This window comes from Stappia sp. ES.058 (genome assembly GCF_900105595.1).
Taxonomy (GTDB): domain Bacteria; phylum Pseudomonadota; class Alphaproteobacteria; order Rhizobiales; family Stappiaceae; genus Stappia.
In genome coordinates, this window is record NZ_LT629784.1 from 2,406,654 (window position 1) to 2,422,827 (window position 16,174).

Consider the following 16,174-nt stretch of genomic DNA (forward strand, 5'->3'; position numbering starts at 1 on the left):
CAAAAAGGCACAAAAAAACCCGGTCCGAAGACCGGGTCTTTTTTGGTGCGGTCGAGAAGACTCGAACTTCCACGGGTTTTACCCCACAGCGACCTCAACGCTGCGCGTCTACCAATTCCGCCACGACCGCTTGTTCCGCAACAGATTGCGCTGCGGAGCCCTCGTCTAGCAAATCGGTTTTTACGGCGCAAGCGAATTGCGAGGGGATATTCACAGCCTTGCGCTTCCGGAGGTTCAAACCGGACCGGCGGCGCGCACCGGGCGCGCTTCGGGCGGGCGGATCAGGACTTCCGTGACCGAAACGCCGACGCGCTCACCCTGAAGAACCACCTGTCCCCGGGCGATGGGAATGTTGTTGGCGAGGATCTTCACGTCATCCTCCTCGCGCGACATCAGTTCGATGACGGCACCGCGACCCATGCGAAGCAACTGGTGGATCGGCATTTCCGCCGTTCCCAGAACCACCGAGATATCGATGGAGATATTGTCGAAGATGCCCATGTAAGCGTCCGGCCTCGAACAAGGATGGCAATGCCAAGGTATTCACTCTAAATGACGGGAGCGCGGATCACACCCAAGCCGACCTTGAGCGCGCCATGGTTAACAAACCGCTAACGGACTTGCAAAATGACAGAACGCGGGCAGATCCTCAAAGGGTTCCATCCGACACCGCACGACGGCCCGCCGGTGGAATGGGCCGTCAGCGACGATCTTGTGCCCTATGAGGACGCGCTTGCGGAAATGGACGAGCGTGTCGCCGGCATCGCCGACGGCACGCTGGCGGAGCGCATCTGGCTTTTGGAGCACCCGCCTCTCTATACCGCCGGGACCAGCGCGAAGGGGGCCGATCTGCTCACGCCCGACCGGTTCCCGGTGCACAAGACCGGCCGCGGCGGGCAATACACCTATCATGGCCCCGGACAGCGGGTGGTCTATGTGATGCTCGATCTCAAGCGGCGCACACCGGATGTTCGTGCCTTTGTCGCGACGCTGGAGGACTGGCTGATCTCCGCACTCTGGGAGCATCACGTGCGCGGCGAACGGCGCGAGGACCGCGTCGGCGTCTGGGTGCGTCGCCCGGAGAAGGGCCATGACCGCGAAGACAAGATCGCCGCCATCGGTATCCGCATGCGCAAATGGGTGAGCTTTCACGGGATGGCGCTCAACGTCGACCCGCAGCTGGATCATTTCGCCGGGATCGTTCCCTGCGGCGTCACCGCTCACGGTGTCACCAGCCTGGTCGATCTCGGCCTGCCCGTAACGCTGGCCGATGTCGACCTGACGCTGAAGCGCACATTCGAGGAGCTCTTCGGATCCACCGTCGCGGTCGAGGCCCCTGATTTCGCGACACGGTTTTCCGTTTGAGCGAACACGACAATGGCGGCAATGCCGCTTCCTGTTCCATCAACTTCGAGAAATTTCGGGACAGGTTTTGCGAAACCAAGTCCTCAGAACGCGGTTGCGGCATCAAGGCTGCACCTGCTAGATGGCGATCCGATCCAGACACTCCCCTCCCGCCAGACCGGACGCATCATGGACGCCATTCACCTTCAGGACCTGGCCTTTTACGCCTACCACGGCGTCCATGCGGAAGAAGCGCGGCTCGGCCAGCGCTTTCTGGTCGACCTGACCTGCCACCTTGACCTGACGACGGTGTCCGCGTCAGACCGCTACGAGGATACGGTCTGCTACGGCCTCCTGACCGAAACCGTGGAGCGGGTGGTGACCAGTTCCCGGTTTCAGCTGATCGAGCGGTTGGCCGGGGCGATTGCCGACGCCGTGCTGGATTGCGACGCCCGCATCGCATCGGTGCGCGTGCGGGTTCACAAGCCGGGCGCGCCCCTCCCCATCGCCACGGGCCGCGTCAGCGTCGAGATCTCACGCGCCCGCGCTGGCGGCTGAGAGCTTTTCCTCCACCTCCCGCAACAGGTCTGGCACCAGGGCCGGATCCGCGTTGAGCCGTTCCCGCTCCTCCTCCAGGATGGCGAGAAACACGTTCCGCCGCGCCTCCCGCACCCGGCCCTCGGCGACACGGACCACGGGTTCGGCGGCCTGAAGCGCCATGGTCATCAGCCGGTCAGCCGCCGTCAGCCGTCCCCACAGATAATCGTGCTCGCGCCAGCCGCGATTGAAGAAGGCGCCAAAGGCATTGAGGCTGCGGCCCTTCAGGGCGACACCATCCGGGCGCAGACTGTGCGCATCGGCCGGACTGATGCGATCGACCTGAACCTCGTTGTATTCCGCGATCGCCGTTCCCCGCAGGACGGGAAACGTGACAAGATCGTAGAAGGCGAAGCCGACATAGGCGCTGGTCAGCGCCAGATGCAGCGATTGCGGCAGGTAGTTCAGCGTCATCATCGAGAAGACGTCATCGGCAAGCGCGTCGAGGTCGGCAAGCCCCATGCGCGCCGAAAGGGTCGCAACAAGCGCGTCGGCCGGCTGCGGATCGGCGTCCGGGGCTTCGAGCAGGCGTTCGACGAGGGTCCGCGTCTCCTCCCCGTAGAACGCAGCGCTCCAGCGGCGGGAGAGATGGTCGATCTGCTCGTAAAGCGTCGATTTCAGCTCGTCCATCTCGTCCGCCCTGACACCGCCCCGGTTCTCCGCAAGCCGGTAGAGGCGGTTGAGGCGGCGGATCACGAAGCGAAGGCGGCGGATGCGGTAGTCGACATCGAGCCCGCGCAGAAAACGGATGACCGGCTCCGGTGTGACCGAGCTTTCAGCGCCCGCCTGCGAGGCCGAGGCGAGCCAGACGTCGAGGCGAAAGGCAATCGCGGACGCCCCACTGCCGGCGCGCGCACTCGGGTTTCCGGGCGCGCCGTCCGGCCGGTTCTGCGCCACCCGCGCACACAGATCCGCGACCCGCTCGACCACGCCGGACAGCTTCAGCCGCTGATAGCCGCGATAGGCATAACCGGCGGTAAGATGGGCGCGCTCGTTGGCCATCGTCCGGCAGCGCGTCAGTTCCTGCGCGGTCAGCGGATGGCGCAACTCCGGTCCGAGGATCGCGCGTACCTCGCTCTCCACCAGCGGCTCGGCGGCAGCAATCACCTCCGCAATCCGCCGGACTTCCCGATTGTGGTCGGCCACCTGTTCGAGCGCGTCGCCGATGGGCTCATTGCGCGGGATATGCGCCAGCGAGGCCAGAATGACGCGAAAGAATCCGGGAAGATGCGCATCCGGTGCGCCGTCCTCAGGCGCGGACACCTCGTCGGGCTTTGGATCGACATAGACGATCTTGCGGACCACCTCCCGGCCGGCGGCACGCCCGGCGATCGCCTCAAGCAGCGGCTGGAACGGCTTGTTCATGACCACACTGCCATCGACGAGAACGCATTTCTCCCCTGCCTCGCCAGCCGCTCCGAATGCCCGCCGGCGGAAGGCGTCGCGCTGCTCCCAGGTTTCCCCCCGCGCCTCGAGAACCTGGTCCATCTCGCCAAACGTCATCGGCGGAAAGGCACCGGGAAAGGCCGATGTTGCACGCGCAGAGAACACCAGGTCGGGGATCGAAACGTCGCCGAAATCCGACTGCAACTCGCCATTTCCCCGGCATATCGCGACGTAGCGCAGGATCAGCCGGTGTTCGGTTTCCTCGACTGCGACGGGATCATGGATGGCGAAGCGCCGCTTGGCCCCGTGAAAATCCGTGACGGTCACCAGAAGGTCCAGTCGCTGGCCCTGCGGCACGAGGGTCGCGGGACCGCCCTCCCCGTCACCTGGCCGCATGGCGTGGCAGGCATCGAGCATCCAGCCGACATAACGCGCACCGGAAAACGGTGGCGTGAACCAGCGCGACTGCATCAGGCGCCGCAGCTTGGCTCGCGTTTCGGCGTCGCTCGTCTCGGACTTGAGCGCCATGGTCACAAGCCGGTCGAGCACCGGTGCGATCGACCCCTTGATGTAGCGCGTCAATCCGACCGGCGCATTGGCGAGGCGCGAGACGTCGGCGTTTTCCAGCCAGAGATCGCGGTGCGCGTCGAGCGAGAGATTGTGCGCCAGAGCGCGCGCCAGCATCACGCCATTGACGCCGCCGGCGGACGCGCCGGAAATCACGTCGATGACCACGCGCAGATCAAGCTTCGGCGCAAACAGCGCGAGAAACGCCTCATAGGCCGCAACGGCCGGCCCATCCGCCTTGGGCGGGGCGCCTTGGTCCAGCCGCACCTCCATCCGCCGCGAGGCGCGCACCAGATTGAGAAATTCCCGCGTGATTCCATGCATGTGCACGGCGAGCGAAACGCCACCGTACAACACAAGCGCCAGGCGCAATTCGATCTGTTTCATGAAAGCTGCATGCTCCGGCCGGAACGTCGATGCTCGACCGTTTCGCAGGAAATGGCAAGGTCTCCTGCCCCCGATCGCGCGCGCGTCAGCGCGTTTCACGCTCGCGGCGAAGCTTGTCCCAGTACTCAAGGCGCTTGCGGATTTCGCGCTCGAACCCCCGCTCCGGCGGATCGTAGAAGCCCTGCCGCCCCATGCTCTCGGGAAAATAGTCCTGGCCCGAAAACGCATCCGGCGCGTCGTGATCATAGGCGTAGCCGGAGCCATAGCCTTCCGACTTCATCAGCTTGGTCGGCGCGTTGAGGATGTGTTTCGGCGGCGACAGCGAGCCGTTCTGCTTGGCGGAACGGACGGCCGCCTTGTAGGCGGTGTAAACGCCGTTCGATTTTGGCGCCGTTGCCAGATAGACGACCGACTGCGCCAGCGCCAGTTCGCCTTCCGGCGATCCCAGCATCTGATAGGCATCGCGCGCCGCATTGGCCTGCACCAGCGCCTGCGGGTCGGCGAGGCCGATATCCTCCACCGCCATGCGGATCAGCCGGCGCGCAAGAAACAGCGGATCCTCGCCACCGTCGAGCATGCGGCAGAACCAGTAGAGCGCGGCATCGGGATCGGAACCGCGCACCGACTTGTGCAGCGCGGAGATTAGGTTGTAGTGCCCGTCGCGGGACTTGTCGTAGACCGGTGCCCGCCGCTGCACGATGTCCTGGAGGCGTTCGGCGTCGAACACCTCGCCCTCGCGCGCCGCGCGCCACACGTCCTCGGCAAGCGTCAGCGCCGAGCGACCGTCGCCATCGGCCATGCGCAGAAGAACCGCCCGCGCGCCCTCGTCCAGCGGCAGCGGCCGTCCTTCCTCCGCTTCCGCACGCTCCAGGAGCTTTTCAATGGCGTCGCTGTCGAGCGTCCTGAAGGTCAGGACATGCGCGCGCGACAGCAGTGCCGCGTTCAGTTCAAAGCTGGGATTTTCGGTGGTGGCGCCGACGAGCGTCACCGTTCCGTCCTCCATCACGGGCAGGAACCCGTCCTGCTGGGCCCGGTTGAAGCGATGGATCTCGTCGACGAAAAGCAGGGTCCCTTGCCCGACCGAACGTGCGGCACGCGCCGCCTCGAACACCTTCTTGAGATCCGCGACCCCGGTGAAGATCGCGGAAATCTGCTCAAAGCGCAGATCGGTCTGTTCCGCCAGAAGCCGCGCCACCGTGGTCTTTCCCGTACCCGGCGGTCCCCAGAAGATCAGCGAACCGAGGCTGCGCGTCCGCAACATCCGCGTCAGCGCGCCGTCGTCGCCGAGAAGATGATCCTGGCCGACGACTTCGCTCAACTGCGCCGGGCGCAATCGGTCGGCGAGCGGCCGCGTAGCCCCCGCCTCCAGCCCCGCGCTTTGAAACAGGTCACTCATCGCCAAACGGCCCCATTCCCGCCTTCCCCCTCACCCGCGAAGAGCGATGCGCAACACCCGGTCGCCGCGCTTGATCTCGAGACGCCAGACGCCCGGATCTCCTCCCGCAATGCGCTGAAGCTCACTCGACGACGCAATTTCGCGCCCGTTCACCGCAAGCAGGATGTCCCCGACCTCCAGCCCGACACGATTGGCGGTGGATCCCGGTTCAAGCTCGGAGACGACCACGCCCTGTTCGAAGGTGTCGAGACGCAGCTCTTCGGCAACGGCCGGCGAGAGATTGACGATCGTCGTCCCGGCAAATGGGGAATAACCCTCGATCCGCCTCGGGTCGCGCGGGACGGTCTCCGGGGCTGCTTCAAGCGACACCGTCACCTCTTGCTCGCCCGAACCGCGGAGGATTGTGAACCGCGTCGTGGAGCCGATTTCCTTGGTGGCGAAGCGATAGCCAAAACTGTTGGGATCGGTGATCTCCGCATCCGCCACACGAATGATCAGGTCGCCGACGCGCAGGCCGGACTTCTCCGCCGGACTGTCGGGCGCGATCTGGGTCACGAGGACGCCGCGCGGACGGTCGAGCCCCATCGCCTCGGCGATCTCGGCGCCAACGGACTGCAAGCCGGCGCCTAGCCACGGGCGACGCACGGTGCCGTCACCCTGCGCGGCCACGGCGACGAAATGCACCATGTTGGAAGGAATGGCGAAGCCGATGCCGTTCGACCCGCCGGATCGCGAGAAAATCGCCGTGTTGATGCCGACAAGCCGCCCGTCCACATCCACCAGCGCACCGCCGGAATTGCCGGGATTGATCGCCGCGTCGGTCTGGATGAAGAACTGATAGTCCGTGACACCGACACGCGTGCGCGCCAGCGCCGAAACGATGCCCTGCGTCACCGTTTGCCCGACGCCAAAGGGGTTGCCGACGGCGAGCACGATGTCGCCGACCTCCACCGTATCGGAATCGGCGAACTCCAAGTAGGGCAAGGTTCCCTTGAAATCCTTGGCCTTGAGGATCGCAATGTCCGTCTTTTCATCCAGAACGATGATCTCGGCATCGAATTCACGACGATCCGACAGCGCGACCCGCACCTCATCCGCGCCCTTGATGACGTGGTGGTTGGTCACAATCACGCCGTCGGCGGAGATGATCACACCGGACCCGAGCGAGGATTCCACACGTTCGCGTGGCCGGCCAAGATCCTGTCCCGGATTGCCGAAGAACCGGCGAAAGAACGGATCGTCGAAAAACGGCGAGGTCTGGCGCTGACGCACCGTGCGCTTGGCGTAGACATTGACCACCGCCGGCGCCGCCGTCTTTACCACGGACGCGAAGGAGGCCTTGAGCTCCAGCGCCGAGCGGGGCGCCTGCCTGTCCGCAGCCTGCCCCGGCAGGACGAGCGCCGCGGCCAGGAGGCCCGCGCCGCCGACCGCGACCGCCACCCGCACGATCATGGATGCATATCCCGTCATGTCGACATTCCCCGCAATCCGATTTTCAAAGTGTTTCCTGCCTTTCGGGCGATGCAGCCGATTCGCACCATCCCGAAACAGGCTGATCGAAGGTAACAAAAAAGGCGACCCGAAGGCCGCCTTTTCAATCACGTTCCGGGCGCACAGCTTATGCCGCGGCTTCGGCCGTATCTTCGGCCTCAGAGCGTGCACGATCGGCAGCGCCCTTGGCCTCGACATCGCGCTCGACGAACTCGATCACGGCCAGCGGGGCATTGTCGCCATAGCGAAAGCCGGCCTTGAGAACGCGCGTGTAACCGCCGTTGCGGCCCTTGTAGCGCTCCGCAAGCGTATCGAACAGCTTGCGCACGAGCGCGACGTCGCGGATCTGCGAAATCGCCTGACGGCGGGCGTGCAGGTCGCCACGCTTGCCGAGGGTGATCAGCTTCTCCACGATCGGACGCAGTTCCTTTGCCTTGGGAAGCGTCGTCACGATCTGCTCATGCTCAATCAGCGATGCGGACATGTTTGCAAACATCGCCTTGCGATGGCTCGACGTCCGATTGAGCTTGCGGCCGCGATTGCCGTGGCGCATGGCTCTCTCCTTTTCCTGTCACGGCGGACCAACCCGCCTGATGCTGTTATCTGAAGACCGCGCAATCTGCGCGATCAGTACTGATGATCTTCGTAGCGCTTGGCGAGCTCGTCGATGTTCTCCGGCGGCCAGTTGGCCACCTCCATGCCGAGGTGGAGACCCATCTGGGCGAGAACTTCCTTGATCTCGTTCAGCGACTTGCGACCGAAGTTCGGAGTGCGCAGCATTTCGGCTTCGGTCTTCTGGATGAGATCGCCAATATACACGATATTGTCGTTCTTCAGGCAGTTGGCCGAACGCACGGACAGCTCGAGCTCGTCGACCTTCTTCAGCAGTGCCGGGTTGAAGGCGAGTTCCGGAACGGTGTCTTCCTTCACTTCGCGGCGCGGCTCTTCGAAATTGACGAAGATCGAGAGCTGGTCCTGAAGAATGCGGGCGGCGAATGCGACCGTATCTTCCGGCGTCACCGATCCGTCGGTCTCGATCGTCAGCGACAGCTTGTCGTAGTCGAGAACCTGGCCTTCACGGGTGTTTTCCACCCGGTAGGATACCTTCTTGACCGGCGAGTACAGGCTGTCGACCGGGATCAGGCCGATCGGCGCATCTTCCGGACGGTTGCGGTCGGCAGCGACATAGCCCTTGCCGGTGTTCACGGTGAACTCCATGCGGATCTCGGCACCCTCGTCGAGCGTGCAAAGCACGAGGTCCGGATTGAGGACCTCGATGTCACCCACCACCTGGATATCACCGGCGGTCACGACGCCCGGACCCTGCTTGCGCACGACCATGCGTTTGGGGCCTTCGCCCTGCATGCGGATCGCGATCTCCTTGATGTTCAGGACGATGTCGGTGACATCTTCGCGAACGCCGGGGATCGACGAGAACTCATGCAGAACGCCGTCGATCTGGACGGCGGTGACGGCCGCGCCCTGAAGCGACGACAGCAGAACACGACGAAGGGCGTTGCCAAGCGTCAGGCCGAACCCGCGTTCGAGCGGCTCCGCGACCACAACACCCATCAGGCGCGCGTCATGACCCGGCTTTACCTCAAGCTTGTTCGGCTTGATCAGTTCCTGCCAGTTTTTGTTAATGCTCAAATCTCTTTCCTCCGGCTGTCCCGCCGCGCCCCGAAGGCCACGGCCATGCTGTGCCATGAGAAGGGAGTGATACGTCTGAAACTCAGACGCGGCGGCGCTTGCGCGGACGGCAACCGTTGTGCGGGATCGGCGTCACGTCGCGGATCGACGTCACCATGAAACCGGCGGCCTGAAGGGCACGCAGAGCCGATTCACGCCCCGAACCCGGACCGCGAACCTCGACCTCGAGGGTGCGCATGCCATGCTCGGCAGCCTTCTTCGCGGCGTCTTCGGCAGCAACCTGCGCTGCATACGGGGTCGACTTACGCGACCCCTTGAAGCCCATTGCGCCAGCCGACGACCAGGAAATCGTGTTTCCCTGCGCATCGGTGATGGTGATCATGGTGTTGTTGAACGTCGAGTTCACATGCGCGACGCCGGAAGAAATGTTCTTCCGTTCGCGACGCCGGACGCGCGTGGTTTCTTTAGCCATTTTTCTATCCTTTGCTCGATCTCGTCACCGCCGTCGTTCGGCGGCTCCACCGGGCCGTACGTTCCGATGAATTACTTCTTCTTGCCGGCAATCGCCTTCGCCGGACCCTTGCGGGTGCGGGCGTTGGTGTGCGTGCGCTGGCCGCGAACCGGAAGACCGCGACGATGGCGCAGCCCACGGTAGCAACCAAGGTCCATGAGGCGCTTGATGTTCATCGCGACTTCGCGGCGAAGGTCGCCTTCCACGATGTAGTCGCGGTCAATGGTCTCGCGCATGGCAAGGACTTCCGCGTCCGAAAGCTCGTTGACGCGGCGCTCGGGCGCGATGTTGACCTTGGTGATGATCTCCTCGGCGAACTTGGCGCCGATGCCGTGAATATACTGAAGCGCGATGACGACGCGCTTGTTCGTCGGGATGTTTACGCCTGCGATACGGGCCAATGCCGTCTCCATGTTTTGGGGGCTTCAAGGCTGAAGCGCCACCGGGTTGCCCCGCGTCCGGTGGAGGCCGGCCCTTGCGGGGAGGATAAACTGCACGAACGCACCCGCGTCCCGCGCGCGTTGCACGGACCCGGATGCGTACATTAGGGCAGGTCGCGAGCCTTAGCTCTCTCTGCCAACCGCGTCAAGCACGGAATCGATATCGGCCGAGACCTCGTCGATCGACTTCATGCCGTCGACAGTTTTCAGCTGGCCACGACCCCGATAATAAGGCGCGACGACTGCGGTGTCGCGGTTGTAAGCCTCAAGCCTCTGCTTGAAGACTTCCGGATCGTCGTCCTTGCGCACCGGTTCGCCGTTCGCCTTGGCTTCGGCCGCGCGCTTTACGATCCGATCGACCAGAGCCGACTGATCCACTTCAAGCTCGAGCACCATGTCGAGATCCATGGCCTTCTCGGACAACATCGCATCCAGCGCCTCCGCCTGTGCGACGGTGCGCGGAAATCCGTCGAGGATGAACCCCTTCTGGGCGTCCGGCTCCTCGATCCGGTCGGCGACGATGCCGATCACGATGTCATCGGACACAAGCCCACCGGCATCCATCACCGACTTCGCCTTGAGGCCGACCGGCGTACCGGCAGCCACCGCAGCGCGGAGCATGTCACCCGTCGACAGTTGCGGAATGCCATGCTTTTCGACCAGACGCGCAGCCTGGGTGCCTTTGCCGGCACCCGGCGGTCCGAGAAAAATCAGCCTCATCTACGCTTCCCCCTCAGCTTCGATTTCTTCACCAGTCCCTCATACTGGTGCGCAAGCAAGTGGCCCTGGATCTGGGATACCGTATCCATGGTTACGCTCACGACGATCAGCAAAGAGGTGCCACCGAAATAGAACGGAACGCCCGTCGCGGAAATGAGGAATTCGGGTAATAGACAGACCAGAACGATGTAGATGGCGCCGACCACGGTGATCCGGGTCAACACGTAATCAATGTACTGCGCGGTCCGTTCTCCCGGACGAATGCCCGGAATGAAGCCGCCATGCTTCTTCAGATTGTCGGCCGTATCCGAGGGATTGAACACGATCGCGGTGTAGAAGAAGCAGAAAAACACGATCAGCGCCGCATAAAGCAGCATGTAGAGCGGCTGGCCATGACCGAGCAGCGCCGTGACCGTCGTCAGGATGCTGCTCTCGTCACCGGTGGTGCCAAGGCCCGAGAGCGTCGCCGGCACAAGCAGCAGTGAGGACGCGAAAATCGGCGGAATCACGCCGGCCGTGTTCAGCTTGAGCGGCAGGAACGACGTGTTGCCCTCAAACATCCGGTTGCCCATCTGGCGTTTCGGATACTGGATCAGCAAACGCCGCTGCGCGCGCTCCATGAACACGATGATCGCGATCACCACGATCGACAGCAGGATGATGGCGATGATGATCGGCGTCGCCAGCGCGCCCTGGCGCCCGAGCTCGAGCGTCGAGGCGATGGCCGAGGGAAGCCCGGCAACAATGCCCGCAAAGATGATCAGGGAGATGCCGTTGCCGATGCCGCGTGCGGTGATCTGCTCACCCAGCCACATCAGGAACATCGTTCCGCCGACAAAGGTGATGACCGCGGAAATGCGGAAAAACCAGCCCGGATCGATCACGACATTGGCGGCGCTTTCCAGACCGACAGCAAGACCATAGGCCTGGAAGGTGGCAAGCACCACCGTCCCGTAACGGGTGTACTGGTTGATCACCTTTCGGCCCTGCTCGCCCTCCTTCTTCAGCTGTTCCAGCGTCGGAACAACGGAGGTGAGAAGCTGGATGATGATCGATGCGGAGATATACGGCATGATCCCGAGGGCAAGAATCGCCATGCGCTGGACGGCGCCGCCCGAGAACATGTTGAACAGGCCGACGATGCCTTGTTGCGCCTGGCCGAAGGCCTGCGCGAAGGCTTCGGGATTGATCCCCGGCAACGGCACATAGGTGCCGAACCGATACACAAGAAGCGCACCCAGTGTGAACCAGATACGCTTCTTCAACTCTTCTGCCTTGGCGAAAGCTGAGAAATTCAGATTAGCCGCTAGCTGTTCGGCAGCTGATGCCATTCCAGGCTCCGGTCAAATATGCGTGCAGGAACAAGGGAAAACCCAGGCTTATTCAGCCTGGGCTCCAATAATCGTGACTTTGCCGCCAGCCTTCTCAACCGCGTCGATGGCAGCCTTGGAGGCGCCTGCGATCTCGAAGGAGACAGCCCCCTTCAGGGCGCCGTCGGACAGGAGGCGGACGCCGTCCTTGACCCGACGGATCACGCCGGCGGCCTTGAGCGCCTCGGCAGTCACCGTCTGGTTTGCGTCGAGCTTGCCGGCATCGATCGCGATCTGGACGCGACCGAGCGAAACGACCGTAAAGGACTTCGCGAAGATGTTCACGAAGCCGCGCTTCGGCAGACGACGATGGATCGGCATCTGGCCGCCCTCGAAGCCCTTGATCGCAACGCCCGAACGGCTCTTCTGACCCTTGACGCCACGGCCGCCGGTCTTGCCCTTGCCCGAGCCGATGCCGCGTCCGACGCGCATGCGGTCCTTCGTGGCACCCGGATTGTCCCGGAGTTCATTCAGTTTCATCATCTATCTCCCCGCATCCCTCACGCGTCTGCGACGACGCGGACGAGATGCTGAACCTTCCGGATCATGCCGCGTACTTCCGGCGTGTCCTTGAGTGTCGAGCGGCGGTGCATCTTGTTCAGTCCAAGACCGACCAGCGTCGCGCGCTGATCCTTCGGACGCCGCAAGGGGCTGCCAACCTGCTCGACCGTAACGGTCTTATCAGTTTTCGCCATGGAACCAAGCCTTTCTCAAGCTGGGGTCGATGCACGCAAAGGTCAAGCCTCTGCGGCCGCCTGCGCGCTATCGTCGATATCGCGGCGACGCGCCTGAACCTGGGATACCTTGAGACCGCGACGGGCCGCGACCGAACGCGGGCTGTCCTCGTGCTTCAAGGCCTCGAAGGTGGCACGCACCATGTTGTAGGGGTTCGCCGAACCCAGCGACTTGGCCACGACGTCCTGGACGCCGAGCGTCTCGAACACCGCACGCATCGGGCCGCCGGCGATGATGCCGGTACCGGCCGGAGCGGCGCGCAGGATCACCTTGCCCGCACCGTGACGTCCGTTGACGTCGTGGTGCAGGGTGCGGCCCTCGCGCAGCGGCACGCGGATCATCGACCGCTTCGCGGCTTCCGTTGCCTTGCGGATCGCCTCCGGCACCTCACGGGCCTTGCCGTGACCGAAGCCGACGCGGCCCTTCTGGTCGCCGACGACCACAAGCGCGGCAAAGCCGAACCGGCGGCCACCCTTGACGACCTTGGCGACGCGGTTGATGTGAACAAGCTTGTCGACGAATTCGCTGTCGCGCTCGTTCCGATCGCCTCCGCGATCCCGATTATCCTGTCTCGCCATAATATTCGCTTCCGTTTGTCTGTGAGCGTCTTTCAACGACGATCAGAATTCCAGTCCGCCCTCACGAGCCGCGTCGGCCAGAGCCTTGACGCGCCCGTGGTACATGTACCCGCCACGGTCGAACACCACCTTGGTGACGCCCGCCGCCTTGGCGCGCTCGGCAAGAACCTTGCCGACGGCCTCGGCCGCCGAGGTGTTGCCGCCCGTTTCGAGAGCGGAGCGGAGATCCTTGTCGACGCTCGACGCCGAAGCGAGCGTATGGCCCTTGGCGTCGTCGATGATCTGCGCATAGATTTGCTTGGAAGAGCGATACACCGACAGGCGCGGACGCCCGTTGAGTACCTTCTTGATCGAACGACGGACGCGGTCGCGGCGGCGTTCGAAGCCTGATTGTGTCTTCGCCATGATCCGGTCCGTTACTTCTTCTTGCCTTCCTTGCGGACGATGTATTCGCCCGCGTAGCGAATGCCCTTGCCCTTGTAGGGCTCGGGCGGACGGTAATCGCGGATTTCCGCCGCGACCTGTCCGACGCGCTGCTTGTCGATGCCCGTGATCACGACTTCCGTGGGCTTCGGACATGCCACATCGATGCCGTCCGGCATCGGATGCACGACGTCATGCGAAAAACCGAGCGCAAGCTGCAGGTTCTTTCCCTGCACCTGCGCGCGATAACCGACGCCGGTGATTTCAAGACGCTTCTCGAAGCCCTTGCTCACCCCGGTCACGAGGTTTTCGACCATCGTGCGGGACATGCCCCACATCGCGCGCGCCGGCTTGCTGTCGACGCGCGGATCGACCTTGATTCCATCGTCCGTCATTTCGACCAGAACAAGGTCATTGACCACAAAGGAGAGCTCCCCCTTCGGACCCTTGACCGCCACGTTCTGGCCGTTGATCGTTGCCGTTACCCCGCTAGGCACGGGGACTGGCTTCTTGCCAATTCGAGACATAAGACCAACCTGTCCAGTTTACCTTGCGAGAATGCCCTGCTGCATCAGAAGATGCGGCAAAGCACCTCGCCACCAACGTTTTGCTCCCGCGCATCATGGTCGGCCATGACACCGCGCGGCGTCGAAAGGATCGACACGCCCAGGCCATTGGCAACCCGCGGGATATTCTTGACGGAGGAATACACCCGCCGCCCCGGCTTGGAAATCCGTTCGATCGATCGGATCACCGGTTCGCCGTCAAAGTACTTCAACTCGATCTCGAGCTCAGCCTTGCCGCCGTCGAATTCCACGGCGGAATAGCCACGGATATACCCTTCCGACGCCAGCACGTCGAGCACATGTTCGCGCAATTTCGACGCAGGCGTAGAGACCTTGCTCTTGCGCCGCATCTGTGCATTGCGGATCCGGGTGAGCATATCGCCCAAGGGATCAGAAATCGCCATCGGACTCTCCTTACCAGCTCGACTTCACGAGGCCCGGGACCAAGCCCTTGGAGCCCAGCTCGCGAAGCGCAACGCGCGACATCTTCAGCTTGCGATAGTAGCCGCGGGGGCGTCCTGTCACTTCACAACGGTTGCGCAAACGCACCTCCGCGGAATTCCGCGGCAACTTGGCGAGCTTAAGCCGTGCGGCATAACGCTCTTCAAGCGACAGGCTGTCGTCTTTCGCAGCCGCCTTCAGCGCGGTGCGCTTCTCGGCGTATTTTTTAACGAGCCGCTCGCGCCGCTTGTTCTTCTCGATCGCGCTCTTCTTCGCCATCGTCTGTCCTCGTTCTTTTCCCGCTACGTTATTTGCGGAACGGGAAGTTGAACGCGCGCAGAAGCTCGCGCGCCTCGTCATCGTTATCCGCGGTGGTGCAAACAATCACGTCCATGCCCCAGATCTGGTCGACCTGGTCGTAATTGATCTCCGGAAACACGATATGCTCCTTCACGCCCATTGCGTAGTTTCCACGGCCGTCGAAGCTCTTGGCATTCAGGCCGCGGAAGTCACGAACGCGCGGCAGCGCAATCGTGATAAGGCGATCGAGAAATTCGTACATCCGCTCACCGCGCAGCGTCACCTTCGCGCCAAGGGGCATGCCTTCACGGACCTTGAAGGTCGCGATCGACTTGCGGGCCTTGGTGATGACCGGCTTCTGACCGGCGATATGAGCAAGATCCTCAGCAGCGATCTTGGCCTTCTTGCTGTCGGCCACGGCTTCGCCGATTCCCATGTTGAGAACGATCTTCTCAAGCGAGGGAATCTGCATCGGATTCTTGTAGTTGAACTTCTCCTGCAGCTGCGGACGGATCTTTTCGAGATACTCCGTCTTCAGCCGCGGCAGGGTCTTGGTGTCAGCCATCGATCAGATCTCCCGAACGCTTGGCCACGCGCACTTTGGTGCCGTCTTCCTTCACCTGGAAACCGACACGTGTCGGCTTCCCGTCTTTCGGGTCGGCAAGCGCCAGGTTCGACAGATGAACCGGCAGCTCCTTGCTGATGATCCCGCCTTCGGACTGCGCCGTCTGACGCTGGTGCCGGCGCACGACGTTCACGCCGCGAACCGTTGCCTTGTTGTCCTGAGGGGAAATCGAAACGATTTCGCCGGACTTGCCCTTGTCGCGCCCCGTGAGCACGACAACGGTGTCGCCCTTTTTGATCTTGGCGGCCATTAGAGCACCTCCGGAGCGAGCGAAATCACCTTCATGTGGTTCTTCGCACGCAGCTCGCGCGGAACCGGACCGAAGATACGCGTCCCCACCGGTTCCTTGTTGTTGTTGACCAGGACCGCCGCATTGCGGTCGAACCGGATCACCGAGCCGTCGGGACGGCGAATATCCTTCGCCGTACGCACGACGACCGCTCTCATCACGTCGCCCTTTTTCACGCGGCCGCGCGGTGTCGCCTCTTTCACGCTGACGACAATGATGTCGCCGACGCTGGCATATTTCCGCTTGGAGCCGCCGAGCACTTTGATGCACATGACACGACGGGCGCCGGAATTATCCGCCACGTCGAGGTTTGTTTGCATCTGAATCATGACTGGCCGCCTTGTTCTTCTCTCACCGT

General features: G+C 63.0%; 22 protein-coding genes and 1 tRNA gene. 2 read left to right on the plus strand and 21 right to left on the minus strand.

Annotated features, from left to right (window positions below):
- Positions 1 to 43: 43 nt before the first annotated feature.
- Positions 44 to 130, minus strand: a tRNA-Leu gene (locus BLU32_RS11105).
- A 104-nt stretch (positions 131 to 234) separates the two neighbouring features.
- Entirely contained in the window at positions 235 to 501 is a 267-nt protein-coding gene (locus tag BLU32_RS11110; protein ID WP_093806989.1) for a FliM/FliN family flagellar motor switch protein, read from the minus strand.
- Positions 502 to 627: 126 nt separating this feature from the next.
- Here BLU32_RS11110 and lipB point away from each other — a divergent pair, with 126 nt between their 5' ends.
- Together lipB and folB are read left to right on the plus strand one after the other, a co-directional pair.
- Complete coding sequence (gene lipB / locus BLU32_RS11115; RefSeq protein WP_093806991.1) at positions 628 to 1,365, plus strand: lipoyl(octanoyl) transferase LipB; 738 nt, start codon at positions 628 to 630, stop codon at positions 1,363 to 1,365.
- Positions 1,366 to 1,533: 168 nt separating this feature from the next.
- Positions 1,534 to 1,902 carry a dihydroneopterin aldolase gene (gene folB / locus BLU32_RS11120; protein ID WP_093806993.1) on the plus strand — a complete coding sequence of 123 codons (369 nt, stop codon included), beginning with the start codon at positions 1,534 to 1,536 and terminating at the stop codon, positions 1,900 to 1,902.
- Here folB and BLU32_RS11125 read toward each other — a convergent pair.
- The 19 genes from BLU32_RS11125 to rplN all read right to left on the minus strand — a co-directional run bounded on the left by BLU32_RS11125 (position 1,879) and on the right by rplN (position 16,145).
- Entirely contained in the window at positions 1,879 to 4,281 is a 2,403-nt protein-coding gene (locus BLU32_RS11125) for a patatin-like protein (RefSeq protein WP_093806995.1), read from the minus strand. The two genes, folB and BLU32_RS11125, sit on opposite strands and share 24 nt — an antisense overlap.
- 85 nt (positions 4,282 to 4,366) lie before the next feature.
- A complete protein-coding gene (locus BLU32_RS11130) occupies positions 4,367 to 5,677 on the minus strand; it encodes a replication-associated recombination protein A (protein WP_093806997.1) in 1,311 nt (436 codons plus the stop codon).
- Between the two features lie 30 nt (positions 5,678 to 5,707).
- Entirely contained in the window at positions 5,708 to 7,147 is a 1,440-nt protein-coding gene (locus tag BLU32_RS11135; RefSeq protein WP_093806999.1) for a Do family serine endopeptidase, read from the minus strand.
- 148 nt (positions 7,148 to 7,295) lie between these two features.
- On the minus strand, positions 7,296 to 7,721 hold the full coding sequence (gene rplQ, locus BLU32_RS11140) for a 50S ribosomal protein L17 (RefSeq protein ID WP_093807001.1): 426 nt from the start codon (positions 7,719 to 7,721) through the stop codon (positions 7,296 to 7,298).
- A 74-nt stretch (positions 7,722 to 7,795) separates the two neighbouring features.
- The gene (locus BLU32_RS11145) at positions 7,796 to 8,875 is read right to left on the minus strand and encodes a DNA-directed RNA polymerase subunit alpha (RefSeq protein WP_172838561.1); all 1,080 of its coding nucleotides are present in this window, start codon (positions 8,873 to 8,875) and stop codon (positions 7,796 to 7,798) included.
- A gap of 25 nt (positions 8,876 to 8,900) precedes the next feature.
- The gene (rpsK, locus tag BLU32_RS11150) at positions 8,901 to 9,290 is read right to left on the minus strand and encodes a 30S ribosomal protein S11 (protein WP_029057559.1); all 390 of its coding nucleotides are present in this window, start codon (positions 9,288 to 9,290) and stop codon (positions 8,901 to 8,903) included.
- A gap of 71 nt (positions 9,291 to 9,361) precedes the next feature.
- The gene (rpsM, locus tag BLU32_RS11155; protein WP_029057560.1) at positions 9,362 to 9,730 is read right to left on the minus strand and encodes a 30S ribosomal protein S13; all 369 of its coding nucleotides are present in this window, start codon (positions 9,728 to 9,730) and stop codon (positions 9,362 to 9,364) included.
- 162 nt (positions 9,731 to 9,892) lie between these two features.
- Complete coding sequence (locus BLU32_RS11160) at positions 9,893 to 10,489, minus strand: adenylate kinase (protein ID WP_093807005.1); 597 nt, start codon at positions 10,487 to 10,489, stop codon at positions 9,893 to 9,895.
- Complete coding sequence (gene secY, locus BLU32_RS11165; protein ID WP_093807007.1) at positions 10,486 to 11,820, minus strand: preprotein translocase subunit SecY; 1,335 nt, start codon at positions 11,818 to 11,820, stop codon at positions 10,486 to 10,488. The genes BLU32_RS11160 and secY overlap by 4 nt, the downstream gene beginning before the upstream one ends.
- Before the next feature lie 48 nt (positions 11,821 to 11,868).
- Positions 11,869 to 12,339 carry a 50S ribosomal protein L15 gene (gene rplO, locus BLU32_RS11170; protein ID WP_093810898.1) on the minus strand — a complete coding sequence of 157 codons (471 nt, stop codon included), beginning with the start codon at positions 12,337 to 12,339 and terminating at the stop codon, positions 11,869 to 11,871.
- Between the two features lie 20 nt (positions 12,340 to 12,359).
- A complete protein-coding gene (gene rpmD, locus BLU32_RS11175; RefSeq protein WP_093807009.1) occupies positions 12,360 to 12,554 on the minus strand; it encodes a 50S ribosomal protein L30 in 195 nt (64 codons plus the stop codon).
- Positions 12,555 to 12,596: 42 nt separating this feature from the next.
- Entirely contained in the window at positions 12,597 to 13,172 is a 576-nt protein-coding gene (gene rpsE, locus BLU32_RS11180; RefSeq protein WP_029057565.1) for a 30S ribosomal protein S5, read from the minus strand.
- A 42-nt stretch (positions 13,173 to 13,214) separates the two neighbouring features.
- Positions 13,215 to 13,577 carry a 50S ribosomal protein L18 gene (gene rplR, locus BLU32_RS11185; RefSeq protein ID WP_093807011.1) on the minus strand — a complete coding sequence of 121 codons (363 nt, stop codon included), beginning with the start codon at positions 13,575 to 13,577 and terminating at the stop codon, positions 13,215 to 13,217.
- 11 nt (positions 13,578 to 13,588) lie between these two features.
- Positions 13,589 to 14,122: a 50S ribosomal protein L6 gene (rplF, locus tag BLU32_RS11190; protein WP_093807013.1), complete on the minus strand. Its 534-nt coding sequence runs from the start codon at positions 14,120 to 14,122 to the stop codon at positions 13,589 to 13,591.
- A gap of 44 nt (positions 14,123 to 14,166) precedes the next feature.
- Positions 14,167 to 14,565, minus strand: a complete 399-nt coding sequence (gene rpsH, locus BLU32_RS11195; protein WP_029057568.1) for a 30S ribosomal protein S8 — start codon at positions 14,563 to 14,565, stop codon at positions 14,167 to 14,169.
- A 10-nt stretch (positions 14,566 to 14,575) separates the two neighbouring features.
- Entirely contained in the window at positions 14,576 to 14,881 is a 306-nt protein-coding gene (gene rpsN / locus BLU32_RS11200; protein ID WP_093807015.1) for a 30S ribosomal protein S14, read from the minus strand.
- Positions 14,882 to 14,909: 28 nt separating this feature from the next.
- Positions 14,910 to 15,467 (minus strand): 50S ribosomal protein L5, encoded by a 558-nt coding sequence (gene rplE / locus BLU32_RS11205; protein WP_093807017.1) that lies wholly within the window; start codon positions 15,465 to 15,467, stop codon positions 14,910 to 14,912.
- Entirely contained in the window at positions 15,460 to 15,777 is a 318-nt protein-coding gene (rplX, locus tag BLU32_RS11210) for a 50S ribosomal protein L24 (RefSeq protein WP_093807019.1), read from the minus strand. The genes rplE and rplX overlap by 8 nt, the downstream gene beginning before the upstream one ends.
- Positions 15,777 to 16,145, minus strand: coding sequence for a 50S ribosomal protein L14 (rplN, locus tag BLU32_RS11215; RefSeq protein WP_093807021.1), 369 nt, complete (start codon positions 16,143 to 16,145; stop codon positions 15,777 to 15,779). Before rplN ends, rplX begins: the two co-directional genes overlap by 1 nt.
- Positions 16,146 to 16,174 lie beyond the last annotated feature (29 nt).

Coding starts and splice junctions, on each gene's coding strand:
- rplN (WP_093807021.1), bottom strand. CDS start 16,145: ATGATTCAGATGCAAACAAACCTCGACGTGGCGGATAATTCCGGCGCC.
- BLU32_RS11110 (WP_093806989.1), bottom strand. CDS start 501: ATGGGCATCTTCGACAATATCTCCATCGATATCTCGGTGGTTCTGGGA.
- folB (WP_093806993.1), top strand. CDS start 1,534: ATGGACGCCATTCACCTTCAGGACCTGGCCTTTTACGCCTACCACGGC.
- BLU32_RS11160 (WP_093807005.1), bottom strand. CDS start 10,489: ATGAGGCTGATTTTTCTCGGACCGCCGGGTGCCGGCAAAGGCACCCAG.
- rplR (WP_093807011.1), bottom strand. CDS start 13,577: ATGGCGAAGACACAATCAGGCTTCGAACGCCGCCGCGACCGCGTCCGT.
- rpsK (WP_029057559.1), bottom strand. CDS start 9,290: ATGGCTAAAGAAACCACGCGCGTCCGGCGTCGCGAACGGAAGAACATT.
- rplE (WP_093807017.1), bottom strand. CDS start 15,467: ATGGCTGACACCAAGACCCTGCCGCGGCTGAAGACGGAGTATCTCGAA.
- rplX (WP_093807019.1), bottom strand. CDS start 15,777: ATGGCCGCCAAGATCAAAAAGGGCGACACCGTTGTCGTGCTCACGGGG.
- BLU32_RS11135 (WP_093806999.1), bottom strand. CDS start 7,147: ATGACGGGATATGCATCCATGATCGTGCGGGTGGCGGTCGCGGTCGGC.
- lipB (WP_093806991.1), top strand. CDS start 628: ATGACAGAACGCGGGCAGATCCTCAAAGGGTTCCATCCGACACCGCAC.
- rplQ (WP_093807001.1), bottom strand. CDS start 7,721: ATGCGCCACGGCAATCGCGGCCGCAAGCTCAATCGGACGTCGAGCCAT.
- rplO (WP_093810898.1), bottom strand. CDS start 12,339: ATGAAACTGAATGAACTCCGGGACAATCCGGGTGCCACGAAGGACCGC.
- BLU32_RS11130 (WP_093806997.1), bottom strand. CDS start 5,677: ATGAGTGACCTGTTTCAAAGCGCGGGGCTGGAGGCGGGGGCTACGCGG.
- BLU32_RS11125 (WP_093806995.1), bottom strand. CDS start 4,281: ATGAAACAGATCGAATTGCGCCTGGCGCTTGTGTTGTACGGTGGCGTT.
- rpmD (WP_093807009.1), bottom strand. CDS start 12,554: ATGGCGAAAACTGATAAGACCGTTACGGTCGAGCAGGTTGGCAGCCCC.
- rpsE (WP_029057565.1), bottom strand. CDS start 13,172: ATGGCGAGACAGGATAATCGGGATCGCGGAGGCGATCGGAACGAGCGC.
- rplF (WP_093807013.1), bottom strand. CDS start 14,122: ATGTCTCGAATTGGCAAGAAGCCAGTCCCCGTGCCTAGCGGGGTAACG.
- rpsN (WP_093807015.1), bottom strand. CDS start 14,881: ATGGCGAAGAAGAGCGCGATCGAGAAGAACAAGCGGCGCGAGCGGCTC.
- BLU32_RS11145 (WP_172838561.1), bottom strand. CDS start 8,875: ATGGCACAGCATGGCCGTGGCCTTCGGGGCGCGGCGGGACAGCCGGAG.
- secY (WP_093807007.1), bottom strand. CDS start 11,820: ATGGCATCAGCTGCCGAACAGCTAGCGGCTAATCTGAATTTCTCAGCT.
- rpsH (WP_029057568.1), bottom strand. CDS start 14,565: ATGGCGATTTCTGATCCCTTGGGCGATATGCTCACCCGGATCCGCAAT.